The 18,760-nt window shown below is 32.9% G+C and carries 26 protein-coding genes and 1 pseudogene; 16 read left to right on the top strand and 11 right to left on the bottom strand.

Annotated elements, in window-relative coordinates; genetic code table 11:
* Positions 1-306: 306 nt before the first annotated feature.
* A complete protein-coding gene (locus PYW37_RS00500; RefSeq protein WP_011834695.1) occupies positions 307-1,626 on the bottom strand; it encodes an IS4-like element IS1675 family transposase in 1,320 nt (439 codons plus the stop codon).
* Positions 1,627-1,899: 273 nt separating this feature from the next.
* Between PYW37_RS00500 and PYW37_RS00505 the strand changes: the two genes are divergently transcribed.
* From PYW37_RS00505 to PYW37_RS00520, 4 genes are all read left to right on the top strand, one after another.
* Complete coding sequence (locus PYW37_RS00505; RefSeq protein ID WP_228764334.1) at positions 1,900-2,112, top strand: hypothetical protein; 213 nt, start codon at positions 1,900-1,902, stop codon at positions 2,110-2,112.
* A gap of 93 nt (positions 2,113-2,205) precedes the next feature.
* Entirely contained in the window at positions 2,206-2,343 is a 138-nt protein-coding gene (locus tag PYW37_RS00510; RefSeq protein WP_021214958.1) for a lactococcin family bacteriocin, read from the top strand.
* Positions 2,344-2,387: 44 nt separating this feature from the next.
* On the top strand, positions 2,388-3,068 hold the full coding sequence (locus tag PYW37_RS00515) for a CPBP family intramembrane glutamic endopeptidase (protein ID WP_225509962.1): 681 nt from the start codon (positions 2,388-2,390) through the stop codon (positions 3,066-3,068).
* 425 nt (positions 3,069-3,493) lie between these two features.
* Entirely contained in the window at positions 3,494-3,946 is a 453-nt protein-coding gene (locus PYW37_RS00520) for a hypothetical protein (protein WP_023189490.1), read from the top strand.
* A 210-nt stretch (positions 3,947-4,156) separates the two neighbouring features.
* Here PYW37_RS00520 and PYW37_RS00525 read toward each other — a convergent pair whose 3' ends face one another.
* The 3 genes from PYW37_RS00525 to PYW37_RS00535 all read right to left on the bottom strand — a co-directional run bounded on the left by PYW37_RS00525 (position 4,157) and on the right by PYW37_RS00535 (position 5,507).
* Entirely contained in the window at positions 4,157-4,819 is a 663-nt protein-coding gene (locus PYW37_RS00525) for a CPBP family intramembrane glutamic endopeptidase (protein ID WP_023189491.1), read from the bottom strand.
* Between the two features lie 308 nt (positions 4,820-5,127).
* Complete coding sequence (locus PYW37_RS00530; protein ID WP_023163573.1) at positions 5,128-5,307, bottom strand: hypothetical protein; 180 nt, start codon at positions 5,305-5,307, stop codon at positions 5,128-5,130.
* A gap of 20 nt (positions 5,308-5,327) precedes the next feature.
* Positions 5,328-5,507 (bottom strand): lactococcin family bacteriocin, encoded by a 180-nt coding sequence (locus PYW37_RS00535; RefSeq protein ID WP_023163574.1) that lies wholly within the window; start codon positions 5,505-5,507, stop codon positions 5,328-5,330.
* Positions 5,508-5,780: 273 nt separating this feature from the next.
* Between PYW37_RS00535 and PYW37_RS00540 the strand changes: the two genes are divergently transcribed.
* The 6 genes and pseudogenes from PYW37_RS00540 (at position 5,781) to PYW37_RS00565 (ending at position 7,968) form a co-directional block, all read left to right on the top strand.
* Complete coding sequence (locus PYW37_RS00540; protein ID WP_223848594.1) at positions 5,781-5,879, top strand: lactococcin family bacteriocin; 99 nt, start codon at positions 5,781-5,783, stop codon at positions 5,877-5,879.
* 61 nt (positions 5,880-5,940) lie between these two features.
* Positions 5,941-6,215 (top strand): annotated as a pseudogene (locus tag PYW37_RS00545) (hypothetical protein).
* A 194-nt stretch (positions 6,216-6,409) separates the two neighbouring features.
* Positions 6,410-6,592 (top strand): hypothetical protein, encoded by a 183-nt coding sequence (locus tag PYW37_RS00550; protein ID WP_023163576.1) that lies wholly within the window; start codon positions 6,410-6,412, stop codon positions 6,590-6,592.
* A 1-nt stretch (position 6,593) separates the two neighbouring features.
* Positions 6,594-6,848, top strand: coding sequence for a hypothetical protein (locus tag PYW37_RS00555; protein ID WP_023189493.1), 255 nt, complete (start codon positions 6,594-6,596; stop codon positions 6,846-6,848).
* Between the two features lie 50 nt (positions 6,849-6,898).
* Positions 6,899-7,495 carry a glycosyltransferase gene (locus PYW37_RS00560; protein WP_023189494.1) on the top strand — a complete coding sequence of 199 codons (597 nt, stop codon included), beginning with the start codon at positions 6,899-6,901 and terminating at the stop codon, positions 7,493-7,495.
* On the top strand, positions 7,495-7,968 hold the full coding sequence (locus tag PYW37_RS00565) for a hypothetical protein (RefSeq protein WP_023189495.1): 474 nt from the start codon (positions 7,495-7,497) through the stop codon (positions 7,966-7,968). The genes PYW37_RS00560 and PYW37_RS00565 overlap by 1 nt, the downstream gene beginning before the upstream one ends.
* Before the next feature lie 389 nt (positions 7,969-8,357).
* Here PYW37_RS00565 and PYW37_RS00570 read toward each other — a convergent pair whose 3' ends face one another.
* The 4 genes from PYW37_RS00570 to rpmF all read right to left on the bottom strand — a co-directional run bounded on the left by PYW37_RS00570 (position 8,358) and on the right by rpmF (position 9,748).
* A complete protein-coding gene (locus PYW37_RS00570) occupies positions 8,358-8,660 on the bottom strand; it encodes a hypothetical protein (protein WP_003132256.1) in 303 nt (100 codons plus the stop codon).
* Position 8,661: 1 nt separating this feature from the next.
* A complete protein-coding gene (locus PYW37_RS00575; RefSeq protein WP_003132257.1) occupies positions 8,662-8,829 on the bottom strand; it encodes a lactococcin family bacteriocin in 168 nt (55 codons plus the stop codon).
* Between the two features lie 566 nt (positions 8,830-9,395).
* Positions 9,396-9,545, bottom strand: coding sequence for a 50S ribosomal protein L33 (gene rpmG / locus PYW37_RS00580; protein WP_003132258.1), 150 nt, complete (start codon positions 9,543-9,545; stop codon positions 9,396-9,398).
* A 29-nt stretch (positions 9,546-9,574) separates the two neighbouring features.
* Positions 9,575-9,748, bottom strand: coding sequence for a 50S ribosomal protein L32 (gene rpmF / locus PYW37_RS00585; RefSeq protein WP_010905107.1), 174 nt, complete (start codon positions 9,746-9,748; stop codon positions 9,575-9,577).
* A gap of 363 nt (positions 9,749-10,111) precedes the next feature.
* Here rpmF and PYW37_RS00590 point away from each other — a divergent pair, with 363 nt between their 5' ends.
* Positions 10,112-11,893, top strand: a complete 1,782-nt coding sequence (locus tag PYW37_RS00590) for a heavy metal translocating P-type ATPase (RefSeq protein WP_025016994.1) — start codon at positions 10,112-10,114, stop codon at positions 11,891-11,893.
* 52 nt (positions 11,894-11,945) lie between these two features.
* Here the strand turns inward: PYW37_RS00590 and PYW37_RS00595 are convergent, their stop codons facing one another.
* From PYW37_RS00595 to PYW37_RS00605, 3 genes are read right to left on the bottom strand one after another with little or no spacing between them, the layout of a single operon-like run.
* Positions 11,946-12,731, bottom strand: a complete 786-nt coding sequence (locus PYW37_RS00595; protein ID WP_023189497.1) for a ParB/RepB/Spo0J family partition protein — start codon at positions 12,729-12,731, stop codon at positions 11,946-11,948.
* 54 nt (positions 12,732-12,785) lie between these two features.
* The gene (locus tag PYW37_RS00600) at positions 12,786-14,045 is read right to left on the bottom strand and encodes a replication-associated recombination protein A (RefSeq protein WP_010905110.1); all 1,260 of its coding nucleotides are present in this window, start codon (positions 14,043-14,045) and stop codon (positions 12,786-12,788) included.
* 43 nt (positions 14,046-14,088) lie between these two features.
* Complete coding sequence (locus PYW37_RS00605; protein ID WP_012896945.1) at positions 14,089-14,577, bottom strand: GNAT family N-acetyltransferase; 489 nt, start codon at positions 14,575-14,577, stop codon at positions 14,089-14,091.
* A 152-nt stretch (positions 14,578-14,729) separates the two neighbouring features.
* Between PYW37_RS00605 and PYW37_RS00610 the strand changes: the two genes are divergently transcribed.
* The 5 genes from PYW37_RS00610 to prmA all read left to right on the top strand — a co-directional run bounded on the left by PYW37_RS00610 (position 14,730) and on the right by prmA (position 18,692).
* Positions 14,730-15,197 carry a DUF3013 family protein gene (locus tag PYW37_RS00610; protein ID WP_015425634.1) on the top strand — a complete coding sequence of 156 codons (468 nt, stop codon included), beginning with the start codon at positions 14,730-14,732 and terminating at the stop codon, positions 15,195-15,197.
* 29 nt (positions 15,198-15,226) lie between these two features.
* Positions 15,227-16,780, top strand: coding sequence for an ABC-F family ATP-binding cassette domain-containing protein (locus tag PYW37_RS00615; protein ID WP_025016995.1), 1,554 nt, complete (start codon positions 15,227-15,229; stop codon positions 16,778-16,780).
* A 130-nt stretch (positions 16,781-16,910) separates the two neighbouring features.
* The gene (locus tag PYW37_RS00620) at positions 16,911-17,195 is read left to right on the top strand and encodes a hypothetical protein (protein ID WP_010905114.1); all 285 of its coding nucleotides are present in this window, start codon (positions 16,911-16,913) and stop codon (positions 17,193-17,195) included.
* Between the two features lie 37 nt (positions 17,196-17,232).
* The gene (locus tag PYW37_RS00625) at positions 17,233-17,667 is read left to right on the top strand and encodes a YdeI/OmpD-associated family protein (RefSeq protein WP_021722897.1); all 435 of its coding nucleotides are present in this window, start codon (positions 17,233-17,235) and stop codon (positions 17,665-17,667) included.
* 71 nt (positions 17,668-17,738) lie between these two features.
* Positions 17,739-18,692: a 50S ribosomal protein L11 methyltransferase gene (prmA, locus tag PYW37_RS00630; protein WP_023189501.1), complete on the top strand. Its 954-nt coding sequence runs from the start codon at positions 17,739-17,741 to the stop codon at positions 18,690-18,692.
* Positions 18,693-18,760: the final 68 nt, after the last annotated feature.

Raw genomic sequence — 18,760 nt, forward strand, 5'->3', positions numbered from 1 at the left:
TTCCATTATATTCTTTTTTTTTTTTTTATTTTCAAGAATATATTACGGGTTTCTATTGACTACCTGAATTTTTTAAAGTACAAAAGTTACTTTGAAACAAACTCGTTTTTCATTACGCTCGTGTAACAGAACCTTTTTATATCTTAAGCATGAAGTGGACACCAGGGTATACTCCAATGTCATTAAGTTAAGGAAAACAGTATCATTTTATTCTTAAATATTTTGTTTTTCTATCTCATTGACGTTCTAATTTCATAAATGAATCACGCAAAAAAACGTCCTACTTGTATAGTCCGATTGATAATCTTAGGCAATACGATATAAAAAACCAGGAAATTTCTTTTTTATTAATCTTCTTTGATCACTCCGATTCGGCCTTATGGGAAGAAGATATCGGCTTATCAATTGCTCTACATTGACGTTTTGATCAAGGAAAAACCGCCTACAAATCCCAAAGGCCTGTGTAAAATTAATCTGGTAGGAGTGTTTTAAACGATTAGATAAGACCACAGCCAAAGTAATTGTCATTGAAAAATTATACATAATGAGACGGGCAAAGATTTCTTGGATAATAAAGTCAAGTTTCTTTGAATGGAAGTGGCTTAAACCTAGAGCATATTTCAATTCTCTAAAGGAAGTTTCAATTCCCCAACGCAAGTGATAAAGGACTTTTAGGTCTTCGCTTGTAAATAGGAACGGATCCAGATTTGTCACTAAGGATTCATAGGTGTCCTCATTCAACTTAATTCTAACGACTCTGAGACTGATCGGATAAGTTTCTTTGGAGCGGATAGGAAGATAATCAAAATTCGCTCTTTTATGCAAGAAATGATAATGTTTATCTTTTTTTACCTTATTTGTCTGTCTTCTTGTTAATTGAAGGGTTATTTTTTTATCAAATGTTCCATCTGATGGCAAATCAAGGCCATTAAGCAACCCATTACTCTTTGTATCTTTTGCTCGAATCAAAAATTTTTGTCCGCTTTTTTTAATGTGTTCATAAACATTAAAAGATTCATACCCACGATCCGCAATAATAATTGTTGGACTTGTGAAATCAAAATCATCAACTATCTGACACAAACTTTTACGTTCATTTAACTGCTTAATTTTTTGAAAGTCCACTGCCACGTAGTGTTTATTTAAAGGATCATATAAAGCATTAAGGTGAAGTGATCCAACATGCTTCCCAAATTTCCCAACTCTATAATGGGTATCTGATTCTTTTTCATTGTAAGGGATATTAAGATCAGAACCATCATGGGCAAATATTCGATAGCCTTTGTATAATTTATTGGGTTGTGCTGAAGGAATAGTTCGGTAAAAGAGTTGCTCAAATGCTTTTAACTTTATTTTACTACGAGCTTGTACCAAAGCAGACGCGGTAGGGGTTTTTAGGGTGAAATTAAAATGTGAGAGTAATTCACTAGATAGACTTTGCCCTCCAAAAGAGAGGATGATTTTAATCGTTGTCTCAAAAGATAACTTTCTATTTCTAGAAAAATCAAAAGGAGATTGAGCATAAATTTCAGGATGATTGGTAATCTCGTGGATTTGATCTTCTAAGTTTTTCTTTATTTGATGAGACACTTGAAGTGTTGATGGAACTTTGGTAGTATTAAGCAATAGGACATCCCTCCAGAATACGTAACGCTTTGACGTTTTATTATTGATAAAATAATTGTATCAAGAGGGTGTTCTTCTTGCTTAGAATAAAATAAAACAGGAGGTGATTAGATCCTTCCTGTTTTTCTGTTTTCCTTAACTTAATGACATTGGGGTATACTCTAGTGGCGCAAATCAATTTTGTCTTATAATAAGTTTTAAAAGACAACAACTATGCTGTGCATTGACAATTTTAAAATGATAGTGTAAAAAACAAAAAGGGGACTTATGAAATTGACGGGTATATTTCTTTTATTTTTAATTTTTAAATCTTTTCCTACTATCTTTAAAGAGGAAAATGCTTATAAAGTTTCTGCGACAACCGCTATCAATGCAAAAGACCTCCCAAATATAAGGTATGGCTTGCAAGGAAAAACGGTGACCATTATTGGAAAGAAAACTTATTTCAATTACTTTTTAGATAAAATTATGGGGAGGACTTCATAATTTAAGGGCTTCATTTGTAATTGTGCGAAAATTCTTGCATTTATGTTTTTTTCGGAGTATACTGACATTATTAAAATATAATGAGATTTACAAATGAAAAATCAATTGAATTTTGAAGTTGTTTCAGACGAAGAACTTATGACAATTAATGGTGGTCAAAACATGAGTATGACTGATGGTGGATTTGAATGGGTTTATGCTGGTGGGAAACCATGGTTTCGTATCGTATAAAATAGGTTAGTTAAATGATGGATGATTCGTTTAAAAATTATTGGATGAATAAACTAAAATATTTTAGTTTATTCATTTTATTATTTGCTATTTATTGGTTTCCTGACGTTATTCTTGGTTATCCAGAAATATATTTAAAATCTCTAGTAGGATATGACCGACAAGCTACGGCTACTTGGATTTTTTTAGGAAATATGGCAATTTCTCTTTTTTTAGGAATTTTAATTTGTTATAAATTAGGTTATTATAAAAATACACTATCTATTTTTAAAATAAAAAATATTTTATTTCTACTGTTTACAACAATTGTTTTATTTATTATTTATTTTTTTACCTTTACCTACTATAATTCTCATTTTATAACACCTGGTATTGCTAAAGAACAGGCAGCTTATTCAAGGCAGATTGTATTTCCTTTTGTTCAATTTATTAGTTTTGCTATTTGTGCACCAATTTTTGAAGAAGCAGCTTTTCGAACAACAATTTACCGTTTCTTTAAAAATGATAAAATTGCATTTATTGTTTCAAGTATTAGTTTTGCTTGGATGCATACGGGAGCAAATCCAATACTTATCGTTTACTTACCAATGTCAGTAGTATTAACATTGATTTATCATCGGAGAAGAGTATTAGGAGAAAGTATATTAGTTCATGGTTTAATGAATGCTTTATTACCAACAATTATTGTTCTTCTTCAAACGATCACGGGACTATACTATTTATAAATATCTATCTTGATAAAATTATAGGGGAAGTGTCTAATTATTATTAAGCATAGAAGTGGAATGTGGTGGGTGGGGACCATCCTTTGACACATGGAGTGGCCTCAATCTTCCTTGACTTCTTGCAATTCTTTGGATAGCTAATTATTTTTTATCAAAAAAATTGAAAACTCCATTTTTATTTTTAAATGGAGTTTTTATATAAGGTAAGGCTTTGCAGACAATTCGCTTTATAGGTTGGTTATTTTTGCATATCCCCCCAAAAACGATATTTAGTAAGTCTTTATTTCGATCTCTGAATCAAGGTTTAGGACTGCACAAATTAGGTTGCATTGCAAAATTTAAAAATAGTTTGATTTCTAGAAAGCTTGAGAAGAATAATATTTTGCAATGAGAACAGCAAAAATTAATGAAAGGACGAAAGCAACATGAACCCACTATTCAGTAGTTTGAAACGCTGGTTACTACTCATTTATACAATATTTGCTACCATTATTACAGTAATTTATATCATGTTTAATTCAACTTTTTATAAATTAGATTTGGTTAAATACAACAATGATATTGATTATCATAATAAGATGAGTTCAATTTTATCAAAAGGGTTACTTCAGCTTAATGGTAATTTTGCTCAGCTAGATTCGTTTTTATTAATTTTTGTCTATGTACTAGGAATTTTGATTTGTTTTATTTCCTTACTATTAAATTGGAATACTTATAACAAAAGAACCTATACACCATTAATATCCATGTTAGGCTTTTGCTTACCCTTGACAGTTCATAATGGAGAAAATATTCTTTGGATGGTATTACTGGATTTAATAATTGCATTTGTAGGTAGTATTTTCTATATTTTTGCAATTGGTAAGACATACAATTAAAAAAATGATAAATTTTATGATGTTTTTGAGTAATACTTAAATAAAAGTAAAAACCTAGTCTCTGATGATATGCGAATCAGAGACTGGTTTTTTTATTGTACAAAAGAATCTAAGTATTCTCAAACTTCAATCCTTGATGGAATAAATTTCCCGTTCGCGCTCGGGAACTCAATCATGATAAGCAAATGAGTTTCTGTATTCCATATACCTCTAATTTACCATTAAAAAGTTAACAAAAGTAATCAATAAGTTAAAGAATGAATGAAATACGATAGAGTCTGTTAGTATTCTTCTACGATGATAGATAAACGTTACCGCCAAACTCATAGGTAGATAAATAAGAAAAACCCAGCTATAGCCACTATGCATAAATGTAAATAATAAACTGGAAAAAAAAAAAGCAATTTTATTATTGCTAAATATTTTATAAATCGATGCTCTAAAAATACTTTCTTCAAGTATTGGGGCAAGTAATGCAACTCCTAAGATTTTGCCAAACCACAACAATGAACCCATTACACTATCTATTGCTATTTGGTTATCCATTCTTCCCAAATGATGGAACTGTATAAACTGGCTAAATAATATGTCTAATGCAACTGAAGGTATTATCAGTATTAAGATTAATATAATATTCTTCCACTCTAACGTTCTCTTAGCGTTTTTGTAAAATCCATTTTTTATGCCTAACATTATAGCAATTAAAATAATCAACAGACCAATTAAAATGAAATTCACTGTAATTTTATTTGCAACTCCAAATAGATTTTGCCTTTCATTTTCATATTCTACGTAATATAAAGGTACTTGTGAAAGAAATAGTAAAAATAGTGCTAATATAACTGTTTTAGATTTATTCCAAATATTTATCATTTTTCCTCTTAATTTTTATTTAAACGCAAACTAAGGGAGAAAAGTCCTCCCTTAGTAAAATTTGCCTTATTGATTCTTGTAAATTGTGTTACAAAAACTTGAGTGAGTTTTCATCAAAATGTGAACTACACCTATACTATAACTACTTTGAAAAGTTGTCCATTACTAAAGATACAAATTTCTTATTTAAAATATCAATAAGCTTATCTCTCTTTATTAGTTTTCTCAACAAGCATCACTAGAAAATAAATCTAGGTCTGTCAACTCACATTTATAAGCATAGCTCAATTTTTTCATCAATCAATTAATTACTTATTTTTATCGGAAAACGTTCTCTCTCTTTTCAAAAATCTAAATCGCGACCTATTTTTTTTCACTTTTGTATCAAGAAAATCCTTTTCTCTTAAATTTTCTTCAACATCTTTAATTATAGGTTCTTTCATAATTCTTCGGTCATTAACATCTTTAAAGTTGAACCCAAAACCCATGGGAATTCCCTCCTTTTAGACTAGTGAGTAGCATTATAAAAGCTACTATATGCGTCTGAAAAATTAGATTGTTTCAAGCTCCACCACCAAGGAGTTGATTGTCCTCTCCAACCAGGCATATCTGGAATTGGTAAATAACCACCACTAATTTTTTCAAGTTCTTCATCTATAATAACTTCAAAATTCAATTGATTTTCCATTTGTGATTCTCCTTTATATTTTATAATGTCATTATACTCTGATTAAATCGAAAACGCAACAATTTTCTCACAATTCAAAATTATCACTAATAATACATAATACTTAGTTTCCCTTTCCCATAACTTTATCTAAAAACTTATTTCAATTACTTTTTGGATAAAATTATAGGGAAAGGTAATCAGTAGAATCGATAACATTTGTTAATAAATTTATTACTTGACTTAACTATAATAAATTTATCGAATTAAAAGGGAGAAGGCTTGCAGTATATCATGAGTGCTGGACCATATACTTGGTATAAAGATACTAGAACAGGAAAAACAATATGTAAAAACAAACAACTGACACAGCAAGTCATACATTTGGTGTAATGGCAGAAGGATGGGGCAAAACATTCCACTAATAAAAAAAGATATCCGAGGTTTAAAGTTTATGAAAAAGAAAGTCGATACAGAAAAACAAATTACTTCTTGGGCATCTGGCTTAGCTTCCAAAAATGAAACAAATGTTCAAGAAAAATTAATACTATCTTCTTATATTCAGAACATCGAAAACCATGTTTACTTTCCAAAAGCAATGATTTCTTTAGAAAAAAATTATGAGACCAAAATAATATTTGCGCCTTATCAAAAGAAGTCAATCAGTTTTATTTTAAAGTTGTTGAAGTAAATCAAAGAAAAGCCTGGATGGTAGGTTTGATAGTTTAATTATCATAGAATTATTGATTCTAATTTTATTGTTTTAAGAAGCTCCTTTGTAGAGGAGCTTTTTTTATCTTTTCATAAGTAGCATCTAGTATCATTTGATAAGTGTACAAATTCACATTTTTACCCAGAAAGCGCTTGCATTTGGTTTGGAGTAGGAATACAATAAAAGTATAGAAATTAAAGGAGATGGCATTATGAAAAACATAACAGATTTTGAACAACTATTTTTAGAAAACTTCAATGAACTTACAGAAGAAGAATTATTGCAAACAAATGGAGGGGGTTTGATCGATTGGGTTATGAAAAATCAAGGAACGATGCACGCAATTGGAGATATTTCTACTCAACTTGAAGCTTTAGGCGGACATGGACGTTAATATGAAAGTAAAACATGGGAATGTTATTGTGGATGCTTGGAAAATTTCCAAGCAATATGACGAAGATTGGGTTGTTGAGGGATTTGAGACCAGAAAAATATATTGGCAAAAAAATAACTCTGACCTCTTGTGTGTTCCTCAAGCCTGGTCAACAGCAGTTGGAAAACTAGGAGAATATTTGGTTTACAAAGATAAAGAATATCTAGTTGTCTCAAATAAAACTTTTAGTAAAGAATATGTTCTTTTTGAGAATTAATAATTAAAAGCTCTTTTTAAAGAGCTTTTTAAGATGAAAGAAATTTATATATGATAGATGAATTTTTAAAAGAAATAAATAAAGTAATTCCACTAATTAAAAATAACGTTATAGTTGATAAAATAAAAGAAATAAAAAAATCCGAGACTATTTTGCTAAACTGCTTAGAATATTACCAGAGAACAACACTTGGTTTAGTAATGATAGTAAAAAATCAAGAAGACTTGGTTTCTGATGTTCTTAAAACAGCCAAATCTTTTAACTTAGATAGTTATGTAGTTGTTGACACAGGTTCTTCTGATAAAACAGTTGAAAATTTATTGGAATTAAATTTTGTCAGAACAGAGTATTTACATTGGGAAGAAAATTATGGATTAATGAGAAATAGAGCAGCAGAATTTTCATCAATGGATTGGGTTTTGACCTTAGATTCTGATGAAGTATTCTTGACTGAGCCCTTAGATTTAAAAGTTTTAGTATCAGTTTTATATATTGTATTAGAAAAACCTTTTGCAATAAATTTTGAACAACATTATAATAAATCTTCAAAATATGGTATCCCTGATCGTATCTATTCTCGAAAACAGAAAATTTTGTTGGCTTGGTACACGAGGAGCTGCGAAATAAAGAGACAAAAGAAGCTGTAATGAGTATTGATACTAGAATTCAAATAATAAATAAAGGTTCTGAAACAAAGCAGGTGATTAAATTTGATAAAGAAGAAAGATATAAAAATCTTTTATTTCAGATGATTGAAATAGAGCCTGATAATCCTAGATGGGTAGCTTTTCTCTCAAATAGAGCTATTGAAGCTTTAATAATTAATGAACAATATGAAAAATTAATATGTAAACATTTATTTATAACCAATAAATATTCAAAACGGATAGGGAATTTAAAAATTCATAAATATACTAAAATGCTACTGGAAAAGTATATTTCATATTTAATTTTGTGGAAAAACTACGACAAAGCCAATGAACTATTGAAAGTTGGTTTATTATTATATCCGAATAATATGGCATTCATATTTTTCAAGGGAATGATTCAAATTGAGAGTGTTAAAGATTTAAGTAAAACTTATCTAATTAGAGATTTAAAAAAAATATATAGAATCTGATAAGCAGACTCTATGTGATTCAAGCTATAGAGATACCCAAAGTTTAGAATTAATTATTGCAGAACTTAATGAGCTTGCTGGTAAAAAGAAAGTGGCTAAAAAAATTATAACAGAAATTAACGATGATAATTTGAAATATTTTTGGGATCAATGGAATGATAATCTTTAGGAGCAAAATCTTTAAAGTGATATTTCTTATTCCAACATCCGATGTAATTTATAAATGAAAAAAGATAGGCGAAAATCTTGCCTATCTTTTGGTTAGTAGAATGAGACATTGGTCATATGAATATCGCTACATTGTTATTAATATCTTAGACAAGTTAAATTCTATTCTATTCACCTATATTTAGTTTATGATAAGTAAAGATTAAACTTACTGTGATAACTTATTTGCTTTCAAAGTTTGACCATCCATACAGAGAACCACCAGTACCTGGATTTACCAACATTCTTTTCTGTGCCTCTGAAAAAAAATACTGCACATCAGATGAATGAGCAAGATACTGCAAACTAGAAATCAATTCACTAATTTGAGGATCAAAATTTCGACCACTTTCAATATTTTTTTTAGCTATCAAAAAACATTTTCTTTCTTCAATGGAAAGTTTATCTCTAGATAAAATTTGATTAATAATGTTGAATAAATCTCTCTGGTTATCTTTTAAATTTGGAAAAATATATTTTGTCATTTTAACCTAAACCACCCATCCATTTAGGTAATTGTTTGGGATTTCCATCATTATGACCATTGAGCCAATGAAGAACATCATTCATGCTTTGGTTATTAGGGTATCCTCCTCCAACAATTTTGGCAAGTTCGTCATCAGAAATAGCCTCAAAATTTAATCGATTTTCCATAATAATCTCCTTTTCTTAATATCACTATTTTAATACTATTCGTTCCATCTTTCATTAGCATACGTTACACATCAATGTTGTCTTAATATTATTCTATTTTTATAATTAATCAAGCCTACCTATCTATACTATAAGGTAAGAGTAAATCACTATTTTGATAGATATATATTCTGATAAGGGTTCATTTTTGAAGGGGATGCTTGTTGTAACTAATTTTTTATTCTCATGTCTAAAATTTTTCACAACACTATTTTCTTCATTAAAAAAACACAATAGTGGAAAAATAGGAGAAATGGAGCGAGTGGTTAAAATCAGCTCATAACTTAACAGTTATGGCTATTTTATATCTAGTTTTGAATTTTTTGAAAAAAGTTAAGAGAAGGTAAAATGAAGAAAAAATCCACTTCCTTATGTGGAGGTGGATTTGATTACCCAAATATAAATTTCTCAAAGGTAGAGAAAAAGGTAGAGATTCAATTGATTTTTATTGAAATGTAATGAAAGTCAAGTTTTTTCAAACACCTCTAAATCAATATTTTACAAGTCTATTGACTCGTAACGAATCCTTATTTAACTTCTTTAAAGATTACGTGTTTACGCAATTTTTTAGAGTATTTTTTAAGTTCCAATTTGTCTGGAGTGTTGCGTTTGTTCTTTTGAGTAAGGTACAGACGTTCACCAGATTCTTTGTGTTCAAGTGTAATATTTACGCGCATGATAGTCCCTTTCTATAACTTTTGTCGAATTATTTAGTGTCGCGAACTTTGCGGCCTTTGTAGTAGCCTTTAAGTGAAACGCGATGTGAGTGACGGTAGTCACCAGTAGTTTCGTCAAAAGTAACAGTTGGAGCTGTCAATTTGTAATGTGTACGACGACGGTTTTTCTTTGCTGATGAAGTGTGACGTGCAGGTACTGCCATTGTTTTTTTCCTCCGTAGAATTTTATCTCGTTCTTGCAGAGTGCAAAAACGTACTTTATTAGTATAGCATAAATTTTCAGAAATGCAAGTTTTGTAAAGTAAAATTACTTGACAAATTTTTGCAAACCTTTCTGTCAGTAAAATTTGAGTAAGCAAAAGTACTGACAAATATCTTTGACAACTAAAATGATAGGGCCTTTAGCGCAAATTTGATAAAATAGAAGTAACTTAACGGATAACTTAAAAATTTAAGCTCAGCTTCGAAAGAATCAAAGCGGCGTAAGGAGAAGACAATCAGGTCGTAAAAACTCCTCACAAAGCAGGGCAATGTTCTAGGACAATTAAATTTTTAAGGAGAAATGAATGAAGAACTGGAAAAAACTGATTCTTGTTTTTGTCATTGCAGGCGTGGCATTGATTGCTTACTTTGGCTTTAATCAGCCTTTTTTGGCACGCTTAATTGTTACAATTGCTGGGGGAGTCTTGGCTTTCTCAATGCTGATTGAAATGATTAAAACTTTACGGTCGGGCTCTTATGGTGTTGACTTATTGGCCATCACGGCCATTATTGCTACTTTACTAGTGGGCGAATATTGGGCCTCTTTGATTATTATTCTCATGCTTGTTGGAGGTGAGAGTTTAGAAGACTATGCAAATGGTCGAGCTCACCGAGCTTTAGCTGCTTTATTAGATAAGTCGCCTGATATTGCTCATGTGCAAAAAGGAGATAAGGTGGTCGATTTACCGATAGACCATGTGGAAGTCGGCAGTCATTTATTGGTTAGACCGATGGAAATTATTCCAATTGACGGGAAACTTATTTCTGAGGCAGTGGTACTTGATACAGCGTCATTGACGGGTGAAACCAAGCCGAATGAATTAGTAAAAGGTGATCCTGTTCTTTCGGGAGCTATCAATGGGAATTCTAGTATCCAGATTGAAACTACGGTGATAGCGGCAGAATCACAGTTTCAAAAGATTGTAGAACTGGTTAAAGAAACGGAGAAAACTCCAGCTCAGTTTGTACGTCTGGCTGATCGTTATGCTGTTCCTTTTACAATTATTGCCTATCTTATTGCAGCAGTTGCTTACTTTATTTCTGGTGACCCAGTACGAATTGCGGAAGTCCTAGTGGTTGCAAGCCCTTGTCCATTGATTCTGGCAGCTCCTATCGCGTTTGTTTCGGGAATGAGTCGCTCTAGTCAAAATGGAGCTTTAATCAAAAATGGAACAGTCATCGAAAAATTAGCAAAGGCTCGGGAAATATTTTTAGATAAAACAGGTACAATTACTGAGGGGACAATTAAGGTTGACAGCCTAAAACCAATAGAAACGGTAGATGAAGTAGAACTTTTACAGTTGGTTTACACGGTTGAAAAATCAAGTGGTCATATTTTGGCAAAAGCTGTTGTTGAATATGCTGAAAATAAAAAGGTTCAACCATTAAAATTGACCTCTTTAACTGAGGTTGCTGGACTTGGTGTGATTGGAGAAATCGAAGGTCAAGAAATTAAAATTGGGCGAAGTTCTTTTGCTTTTGCACCTGATAATCTCAACTATGAAACAGCATTTTATGTGAGTAAAGCAGGAAAATATGTTGGGGGGGTCACATTCTCTGATACTTTAAGACCAGAAGCTAAAGAAACAATTGCTCAGATGAGAAAAATTGGTCTTGAAAAGATTACAATGTTGACGGGTGACAATCAACTTGTTGCTGATAAAATTGCGAGCACTGTTGGAATTGACAATGTTTATGCAGGTTTGATGCCAGATGAAAAATTAAAATTTATTAAAAATGCGACGAATAGACCAGTAATTATGGTTGGAGATGGAGTTAATGATGCTCCAGCTCTAGCTACAGCAGATGTTGGAATTTCGATTGGTGTGGGCTCAGGTACAGTTGCAAGTGAAGCGGCTGACATTGTTCTATTGCAAAATGACCTTAGGAAAGTGACGACATCTATTGAAATCAGTCGTGATACGTTAAAAATTGCTAAACAAGCGGTCATGATTGGGATTATCATTTGTATTATTTTGATGTTTATTGCAGCTCTGGGAGTGATTCCAGCTGTGATTGGAGCTTTGTTCCAAGAGATCATTGATGTTGTTTCAATTCTCTATGCGCTTCGAGCTTTAAGAGGATAAAGAAAAAATTTACTGACGGAATGCTTAAAAGTCCTCTGTCAGTAAATTTTTTTTATTTTTTTAGTAATTTTATTAGATGTTCCAGTTCATCAAGATTATCAAAGTGAATGGATAAATTCCCTTGATATTTTTTATTTGCTTGAATCTTAACCCTATTTCCCAATTTTTTCATCAGTTCTTTTTCAGTTTCGTCAGTAAAAAGATTGATATTTAATTTACTGACAGATTTGTCAGTAACTTTTTCTTCACCATAAATAATAGCTTCAAGTGCTCTGACATTGAGCTGCTCTTTAATTATTTTATCAACGAGCTCTAATTGCTTTTTAGGATTTTTTTCAGCTAAAAGTGTTCTAGCGTGAGCAGGTGAAATATCTCGATTTTCAACATGCTTCAAAATTGTGTCAGGCAAACCAAGTAAACGAATAAGATTAGAGACATAAGACCTTGATTTTCCAAGGGCCTTAGCGATTTGATCGTGGGTCATTCCCAATTTGTCAGCCAGTTGTGCCAAGCTTTTGGACTCTTCTAGTGGGTTGAGATTTTCTCTCTGCAAATTTTCTAAAATTGAGAGAGTCATCATTTCTTCATCAGAATAGCTTCTAATAATTGCTGGTATAGTTTCTAAACCAGCTAATTTTGAAGCTTGAAACCGACGTTCACCTGCTAAAAGCTCATAGCCAACAAGTTTTGATTTACGAACGATTATGGGTTGTAAAACGCCATTTTCTTGGATAGAATTAGCCAATTCTTTTAATTTATCCTCATCAAAAACAAGACGAGGCTGGTAAGGGTTTTTTACAATTGTTGACAACTTAAGTTGAGTGATTTGTTCTACCATATTTTTCACTTTCTGTCAGTAAATTTTATTGTGCTCTATTTACTGACAGATTTGTCAGCTCCTCTTTTTTTGTTCATCAATCCATTCTTTACGACTGTGGAGTGCTTTTTCATATCTTCCCATATCATCAGGACGGAAATAATCAGCATTTTTAATTTTATCAGGTAAGTACTGTTGGTTTACCCAGTGATTAGGAAAATTATGAGCATATTGGTATTCTACAGACCTTCCTAAATCTTTTGCCCCAGCGTAATGGCCATCCTGTAAGTGTGGTGGTACAGCAAGATTTCCATATTTTCCTAAATCAGCAATGGCTTCATCCATCGCTAAATAAGCCGCATTTGATTTAGGGGATAAAGCCAAGTCAATAATGATATTGGCAAGGGGAATCCGTGCCTCAGGAAAACCGAGTTTTTCGGCTGCTGATAATGCTGAAACCGTATGAAGTGCGGCATCAGGATTTGCTAAACCAATATCTTCATAAGCCATAACGGTTAAGCGCCGGGCTAGACTCTGCAAATCTCCGCCCTCAATTAAACGAGCCGCATAGTGTAAACTTGCGTTGACATCAGAACCACGAATTGACTTTTGTAAAGCAGAAAGCAAGTCATAATGAGCATCGCCATCTTTATCAAAAGTTGCAGCTTTTCTTTGCAAAGAATTTTCCATATCATCTAAAGTGACATGATGTTCTTCTGAGGAAAGAACGGCTAATTCTAAGGCATTAAAAGTAGAACGTAAATCCCCATTAGTCGAATGAATTAAAAAGTAAAGTGCATCATCGTCAATGGTCACATCAAAATCAAATCCACGTTCTTTATCTTGTAAACTTAGGTTTACAGCAAATTCTAAATCTTCTGGTTCTAAAGGTTTTAATTCAAAAATCTGTACGCGAGAACGAATCGCTGGAACAACTGAAAAATAAGGGTTTTCGGTTGTTGCTCCAATTAAAATAATTTGTCCGTTTTCTAAAAGTGGTAAAAGAAAATCTTGTTTAGGTTTGTCTAGGCGATGAATTTCATCAAGTAATAAAACAAGCTGACCAGAAAATTCGGCTTCTGAGGCAATTTCTTGAAGTCTTTTTTTAGTGTCTGTCGTTGCATTAAATGTCCGAAATGCGACATTCATTGTTCCAGCAATCGCTGAAGCAATTGAAGTTTTACCAATGCCAGGAGGTCCGTAGAGAATCATACTTGAAAGAAGTTGAGTTTCGACCATTCGGCGAATGATTTTTCCTTTACCAACTAAATGTTTTTGTCCAACAATTTCATCAATATTTCTTGGTCTCATTCGTCTTGCAAGATTTTGTGCCATATTATTCTCCAATCCATAGGTTTACAACAAATGTAAATCTGGTTTACATAAGGCTTTTGTCTAGATAGAAGGCGAGAATGCAATCATCAATATATTCACCATCAATGAAAAATTCTTTTTTCAAACGTCCTTCTTCAACAAAGCCTAATTTATTATAAAGTTTCAAGGCTGCTGGATTTGAACCCATCACTTGAATTGTAATTTTTTTGAATCCTTCTTTTTTTGCAAAATCAATAAAGAAGTTTATTAGTGTAGTAGCTACGCCCTTACCTCTGGCTTCTTGTGCTGTCATAATGCCAAAGGTGACAGTATGTCTTCCAAATTCAGATTTGTGGCGGGGGCCGTAATCAAGTATTCCAAGAATTTCATCATTTTCTACTGCCAGAAAATAAGTGGTTCCAGTCATAATTTTACCGATAATTTTTTCTGCTGAGGAATCCATGACATGTGGAGTTGAAGCTAAGGTCCAATTTTCATTCTCCAATTGAGCAACTTTGACAAAGTCACGTGGTTCTATTTTTCTAATTTCCATTAAATCTTTCTCCAAATTCTAAAAAAATATCTATTTATACATTCTAAACGTAAAAAAAGCTATTAAATGAGCTGATTTATTAAGTCTTGCGACTTTTCTAGAGCAAATTTTTGTTATAATTATTTTAACATAATATAAAGAGGGTGTGAACAATGGCTAAATTTGGATTTTTAGATGTTTTGGAAGAAGTTTTAGAAAAAGGATTTACTTATGATTTTGAAATGAATTGGGATAAGCGTAATTTTGCGGTAGAAGTCAGCTTTTTACTAGAGGCAGAAAATAGTTCTGGAGCGCTTTTGACTGATGCAGAAGGAGTAGAATCAGCAGAAAATATCGTCTATGAGGATGCAGTTTTATTTTATAATCCAGCTAAATCACGTTTTGATGAAAATGATTATTTGGCAACAATTCCTTATGGTGAAAAAGGCTTATCTCGTGAATTTTTGGCTTATTTTGCTCAATTTTTACAAGAAAGTGCCGATCAAGGCTTGGATGATTTAATGGACTTTCTAGCTGATGAAGCTGCCGAAGAATTTTCAGTCAATTGGGATAAAGAAGCTTTTGAAAATGGCATTGCTGATTTATCTGAAACAGAATTTTATAAGTATCCAAGATATTAAGAAATTTAGAAAGATTTAAGAAATAAAAAATGAGTATTTTAAATGTAAAAAATCTATCCCACGGTTTTGGTGACCGCGCAATTTTTGAAGATGTAAGTTTCCGTTTGCTAAAAGGCGAGCACATCGGATTTGTTGGGGCAAATGGTGAGGGTAAATCAACTTTCATGAATATTATCACAGGAACTCTGGTTCCTGATGAGGGAAAAGTAATCTGGTCGAAAAAACACCGGGTTGGCTATATGGATCAACACGCTGTGCTTGGAAAAGGTAAAACGACACGTGAAGCATTGGCTGAGGCTTTTCAATATCTTTTTGATATAGAAGCGCAAATCAATGATACTTACATGAAAATGGCAGAAATGTCAGAAGATGAGATGAATGCTGCGCTTGAGAATGTAGGAGAACTTCAAGAAGAATTGGATAATAGTGACTTTTATCTCATTGATGCCAAAGTTGAAGAAACAGCACGAGGTCTTGGTTTAACTCCTCTTTTGGATAAAGATGTAGCCGAGCTTTCTGGAGGGCAAAGAACAAAAATTTTACTTGGTAAACTTTTGCTTGAAAAACCAGATATCTTGCTTTTGGATGAACCAACAAACTATTTGGATGAAGAACATATTTTATGGTTGAAAAATTACCTTAAAAACTATGAAAATGCATTTATTTTGATTTCGCATGATGTGCCCTTTATGGATGAAGTGGTCAATATCATTTATCATGTGCATGGTCTAGGGATTACCCGCTATTCAATGGGGTATGCGGAATTTGAACGTGTCTTTGAAGAGAAAAAGGCACAGCTTGAATCTTTGCATAATGCGCAGGTCGCTGAGCAAGCTAAACTTAAAGATTTCATTGCCCGTAAAAAAGCGAATGTGGCAACGTCTGGGCAAGCAAAAGCGCGTGAGAAAAAATTGGCGAAAATGGAAATTGTTGAGACTATTTCTGAAAAGCCAAAACCTCATTTTGATTTTAAATTTAGTCGAAAACCAAGTCGTCTCGTTTTTGAGGCAAAAGATTTAGTTATTGGTTACAATGAACCTTTGTCGTCAGAAATTAATTTAAAAGTAGAATCTGGACAAAAAATTGCCTTTATTGGTTCCAATGGGATTGGGAAATCGACTTTGCTCAAGAGTTTAATGGGCTTGATTCCAAGTCTTGATGGGGAAGTTGAAAAAGGAAATTTCCAAGATATTGCTTACTATGAGCAAGAAATCAAAAATCCTTCGCAAAAAACGGTACTTGATGAATTATGGGATGAGTATCCAAGTTGGAATCAAGCAGAACTCCGCGGGGCACTTGCTCGGGTGGGCTTGACGGCCAAACAAATTGAATCACGTGTTTATGTTCTTTCAGGTGGAGAACAAGCAAAATTACGTTTTGCTAAACTAATGAATACCGAATCAAATATTCTCATCTTGGATGAACCAACCAATCATTTGGACGTGGACGCTAAAGAAGAACTCAAGCGTGCACTTATTGAATATCCGGGAACTGTTTTGATGGTTTCACATGAACCAGAATTTTATGAAGGTCTAGTTTCTGATGTCATTAACTGTGAAGAATGGACAACTCGTATTTTGTAATTACTGATTAATTCTTATGCTAGTTCATCTCTAATTTTTCTTAAAAATTGGTAGTTGAACTGCAGTTATACTAGCTTGCACAAACACAAGAAATGGTTTGCATGAAAAATTAAACAGTATTAGGAGAAAAATGACTCAGAAACTTCATCCTTGGGAAAATCCCGAACAAGATTATGCACGAACTTTGGCAAAACGCCGCTCAGAGCGGCGTTATCGGAGCTTACAGTTAGTAAAGACGCTTAAAATTTTACTGACAGAATTTAAAAAGTACGATGTGAATAATTTTAACTCAGAGATATTGAGTTGGATTGATTTGCTTGAAGATGCTGTTGAATATGTTGATGATGAAGATTTTAAGTCAGCAAAAAAATTTGTTTCGCGAATGCAAAGAGAACTAAAAAAACTTGAAAAGTAAATTTTTTACTGACAGGAAAGAAAACTTTAAGGGCACTATGAAAAGTTATAGTTTTCAAGCTGAACTGGAAATTATCGGTATCAATCCCTTTGTGGCTGTACCGCCAGATATTTTGCAGAAAATATTTCAGGATTCAGGACGAGAAAAATCGCCAATTCCTATTTGTGGTCAGATTAATGAAAAAACTTATCAGCAAAATCTAATGTTTTTCAAAGGGGATTGGCGCTTATATGTCAATACGACGATGCTGAAAAATTCGCCTAAAAGAATTGGGGAAATCTTTGATTTTACAATTTCCTATGATTCAGAGCCACGAATTGTCAAGCAACCACAAGTTTTAAGTGAAGCATTAGCTAAAAATCTGGAAGCAAAAAAAGTATTTGACCAATTAATCCCCTCTAAACAAGTTGAAATTAATCGTTATATTGCAAGGTTGAAAACAGAAGAAGCTATCGAGCGAAATGTTAGGTGAGCGATTGGTTTCTTACTGGGAAAGAACTCTTTTGTAGGCCGAGATAAACCATAGAAAGAAAGATGAAATAAATGAATAATTGGAATTCAATCACAATAAAAATCAGCCGGGAAGCCGAAGAGGCCATTTCAGCTTTGCTGATAGAGGCGGGGTCAGCCGGCGTTGAAATTAATGACAGTGCTGATTATCTTAATCACGAAGACCAATTTGGCGAAGTTCTTCCTGAAATTGAACAATCTGATTTTGTTGAAATTACTGCTTATTATCCAGAAAACAGGCCAATTGTGGAACTCAAAGCCGAAATTGAACATAAAATCGCAAATTTGAGTGATTATTTTTCACTGACAGGTCTGTCAGTAACAACGAATAACCTGTCAGAAACAAATTGGGCAGAAGCTTGGAAAAAGTATTTTGAACCAGCACGAATTACGCATGATTTAACCATTGTGCCGAGTTGGACAGAGGATTACGTGGCGACAGGCTCTGAAAAATTGATTCGACTTGACCCTGGTATGGCTTTTGGGACTGGAACACATCCAACGACCAAAATGTCACTCTATGCCTTAGAACAAGTTCTTCGTGGTGGAGAAACGTTACTTGACGTTGGAACAGGTTCGGGCGTGCTGTCAGTTGCAGCTTCATATCTTGGCGCATCAGAAATATTTGCTTATGATATTGATGAAGTGGCTGTGCGCGTGGCTTTAGAAAATATTGAACTCAATCCTGGTCATGAAAAAATTCATGTTTCAGCAAACAATCTGCTTGAAGGAATTGACAAAAAAGCGGATGTCATTGTGGCTAATATTTTGGCTGATATCCTTGTTTTAATGACAGAAGACGCATTCCGCTTGGTCAAAGAAGAAGGCTATCTCATTATGTCAGGAATTATTGCTGACAAAGCGGACATGGTCATTGCATCAGCAGAAAAAGCTGGATTTTTCCTTGAAACACGAATGATTCAAGGCGAATGGAACTGCCTGATTTTCAAGAAAACAGAAAATCGTGAAGGCGTCATTGGTGGATAAAAGGCTTAAATAAAGTCGTTTATCTTTCAATCAATGGAGAAGCACAATAAAGAAAAGATTAGATTCAA

This window comes from Lactococcus lactis, assembly GCF_029023865.1.
In the GTDB taxonomy this organism is placed as follows: domain Bacteria; phylum Bacillota; class Bacilli; order Lactobacillales; family Streptococcaceae; genus Lactococcus; species Lactococcus lactis.